3 protein-coding genes are annotated in these 3,499 nt (G+C 43.2%); 2 read left to right on the forward strand and 1 reads right to left on the reverse strand.

The features are described 5' to 3' along the window. The first annotated feature begins 94 nt into the window (after window positions 1–94). Entirely contained in the window at window positions 95–1,420 is a 1,326-nt protein-coding gene (locus GQR45_RS21160; protein WP_165725782.1) for an IS4 family transposase, read from the forward strand. Window positions 1,421–1,541: 121 nt separating this feature from the next. Further along, complete coding sequence (locus GQR45_RS21165) at window positions 1,542–2,009, forward strand: YcxB family protein (protein WP_165726937.1); 468 nt, start codon at window positions 1,542–1,544, stop codon at window positions 2,007–2,009. 12 nt (window positions 2,010–2,021) lie between these two features. Here GQR45_RS21165 and GQR45_RS21170 read toward each other — a convergent pair whose 3' ends face one another. Continuing rightward, window positions 2,022–3,395, reverse strand: a complete 1,374-nt coding sequence (locus GQR45_RS21170; protein ID WP_096058041.1) for an IS4 family transposase — start codon at window positions 3,393–3,395, stop codon at window positions 2,022–2,024. Between the last annotated feature and the right edge of the window lie 104 nt (window positions 3,396–3,499).

Consider the following 3,499-nt stretch of genomic DNA (forward strand, 5'->3'; position numbering starts at 1 on the left):
TAACACCGATCAGTTAAGGTATTTTTGATCGGTTGACCGATCTTTTGGTTGCTTCACAATACCCTTATCATCTTTTGATTATGAGGGTATTTTTATGCTTAGTCATTGGTTACTTGATACGGATATATTCGCCACTCCTGACTCTTTATCTACATTTCAGAAACATATCCCTCTTGAGTGGATTTCTAATGTGCTCGAACAGACCGATAAAGCAAGTATTCGCAAACGTAAGTTACCTGCTGAGCTTGTCGTCTGGCTTATCATTGCAATGGGTCTTTTTCGCGACCGCTCTATTAGTGACGTTGTTGAGAAGTTAGATTTAACACTCACTGATACCCTGGGCGATACGGTTGCTCCAAGTGCTATTCCTCAAGCGAGACAGCGCCTGAGTAGCGACCCCCTCCAAGCCTTATTTCACCTATGTGCAGCCCATTGGACACAAGAAGAAGATGCTGATGATACGTGGTATGGACTCCGGTTATTTTCTGTCGATGGAACGCAATTTCGTGCACCCGATACACCAGCTCTTGCTGAGCACTTTCACTATATTAAGCACAGTAAAAACCGTCATACAGAATATCCTATTGTACGCCTATGCGCCTTAAGCTCCTTGCGTAGCCGGTTGATACACCACGTTGCCTTCGGGCCCAGTTATCAAGGTGAGGTGAACTACGCAAAGCAGTTATTTGGTCATGTAAGTGATAACAGTCTAACTATTTTTGACCGATGTTATCTCAGCGCTGAGCTACTGATTAATTGGCGTAAGCAACACCCACAGTCGCACTGGATGGTCCCGATTAAAAGCAACACGCAATACACCGTCATTGAATCTTACTCTGAGCATGACTTCAAAGTAGAGATGAGTGTATCTGCGCATGCCAGAAAACAAGACCCTTCGCTTCCTGAGTGCTGGCAGGCCAGACTGGTTCTTTATCCTGAGCCAATGGGGCCTGGAAAAATAAAAGGTCTGCTGTGCTCTTTGGATGATAAACAGGCTTTTGGTGCACAGGCCATTCTTGATGTCTATTTCGAGCGCTGGGAAATTGAAAATAGCTATGGAGAAATAAAACACCAGATGCTTGAGGATAGTATTCTTTTGCGTAGTCAGACTGTGGATGGAGTCAATCAAGAGCTATGGGGTATATTGCTAGCCTACAATTTAATTCGAGTAGAGATAAGTCGAATAGCCAAAGAGGCTAAAGTCTCCCCGCTGAGAATTAGTTTTGTCATGGCTTTGCGGGATATACAGGATGAAATACTCTGGTGTGCCATCGCTTCGCCAGGTTCAATTCCAAAGAAATTAAGGGCAATGCGAGAACGAGTGAAACGTTATATTCTTCCAGAAAAAAGAAAACGGCCCAAAAGTAGGACCGTTCGAATTTCAAAAACTCGGTACACCATTAAGTCAAAGCATGCTTAACTGAATGGTGTTAGCCTTAGGGCCGTTTTTTTGTGCCTGTAATAAAATCACTGACTATAAAGCTGCTCATTTAGCGGTTAGCTTGTTAAAATAAAAAAAACGATATTTAAAGCAAGGCAATATGGCATTTACAACAACCTACACACTAGATAAACCTTACTTTTACGAGTGCTTTGATGAGTCACTCCCCTACAGTAAGCGCGCCAAACCTAAGTACTTTTTACTTGTACTCCTCGTTGCGCTTGGTTTATTTGGCATTTATGTTTTAAACGATCATTACTTAGGATCGTTTATGATCATGCTAGGTGTACTAGAGTGCGTCGCTTTTTACTATCGTAGACCTTGGTGGGTAACCAGACAAATGCTCAGCAGAGCGTCAGGCTCTGAGGTAACACTTGCCTTTGATGAAGAAGGCATTAAATCGGCTAATCATTACAAAAGCTTTCAGCTAACTTGGCAAGACATAAGCGAAGTAATAGATACTCAGCAAGGTATTATTATTAAAAATAAAAGCGGAATGCAGTACATTTCAAAACAAATACTAACCCCAGAAACACTCGCTTTTATAAACAAAAAAGCCACTCAGTGAGCTGTCTCTTGATCACAAGTCTGACTCAAGAGATTTTGCTAAATCGTAGCCTTCCAGGATGGCTTGTAACTTAAGCCATCCTTGCCATAACACTTTCACAGATGCACGCCCTGTGCGCTTGGTATCTTTCCAGCCTCCTAACTTTGCCAGTTCCTGATACGCCCATGACATATTTGGAGCAGTTTCAGGCAATGGTGTTTTTATTCTCTTTAACCACAATAACTTCCATGCTTTGGGAGATAACAGTTGTTCACAACTTGGAGAATCAGGCTGCTCATTGGTGAACTTTAGTTGCAATATTCGCGTCGCAATAAAGCCATTAATCGTCACCAATCTTTCCATGTTATCTTGGCTTTGAAGGCGTAAACTTTCGATATCCGTACCATCACTTTTCCAGACTTTATGGTATTCCTCTACAAGCCAACGGTGCTCATAGTAGGTGATGATAGCTAAAGCGTCTTCTTTGCTGGTGACTGGTTCACTGGTTAATAGGTGCCAGCTTAAGCCGTTCTCAGCGTTTCCTCGCTCTGCACAGCCGACATAGTAAACTGGGAGGGAGTGTCCTTTCTTATTGTAAGGCGCTTTGAGTGTCACTGGCGCATAGGTGATATCCAGTGTTGCGCTTCGGGCTTTTCTTCCTCCTTTTTGTGCAATGTGGATGTGTTTGGTGCCTGCACTCATCAGCTCGCTTGCAAACGCATAGAGCTTATCCTCACCTTCTTCAATATGACGACTTTGCATCGAGCGTACGACGAATCGTTGCTGCTCGCTCAGTTTATACTGCAAGTATTCGTAGATGTCCGCTTCGCGGTCACACACCGATATCACGTTCGCCATTTGTCCTTGCAGCCGCTCTGCCATCGCTCGTGACGCTGACTCCCACTTGTAACTTTCTTTTTCTTCGTAAGAAGTCGTCGCGTGTTTTTCTCTTTTTCCAATCGTGTTGATATCACGACTCCAGCGAGACTGTTCAATTAATCCCACAACTTGCTTTGTGTCTGGCGCAAACAGTAATACGCTATGAGCTAACAAGCCTCGTTGTTTTGCTCCTCGTCCGACATGACCCAAATCATCTCGAATGGAGGAATGTTTATAAATTAGTGTGGTCGTGTCTTCTAATGCGAGTAATAAGTTATGACTTTTTGCTTGTTCAACCGTGGCTTTAAAGCCTGACTCTGCTATAGCCGTTGCGTCAATATTCTCGTTGCGAATAAAGCGGTAGGCACCTTCCATATCGGCGGGGGATTGAGTGATGTTCACAAGTGGTTTTCCTGGTTCATTTGCAAGCGTTGATGCTAACTTTACCAGACGCGCTGTTCTTCTTGGATCACCTAAGTCCGATTTACCGAATTGTTGTTTTGCCCAATGAGTATGTTCGTTAATCATAATGTGCCCTCAAACAAGATTTGAAGATCTGATCATGACATTGAGATTTAGTTCAAAAAAATCCCCGCTAATTTCTTAGCAGGGATTTGTGTATAAGAGACAGC

Source organism: Pseudoalteromonas sp. SA25, from assembly GCF_011378705.1.
GTDB lineage: Bacteria > Pseudomonadota > Gammaproteobacteria > Enterobacterales > Alteromonadaceae > Pseudoalteromonas > Pseudoalteromonas arctica.

Coding starts and splice junctions, on each gene's coding strand:
- GQR45_RS21160 (WP_165725782.1), top strand. CDS start 95: ATGCTTAGTCATTGGTTACTTGATACGGATATATTCGCCACTCCTGAC.
- GQR45_RS21165 (WP_165726937.1), top strand. CDS start 1,542: ATGGCATTTACAACAACCTACACACTAGATAAACCTTACTTTTACGAG.
- GQR45_RS21170 (WP_096058041.1), bottom strand. CDS start 3,395: ATGATTAACGAACATACTCATTGGGCAAAACAACAATTCGGTAAATCG.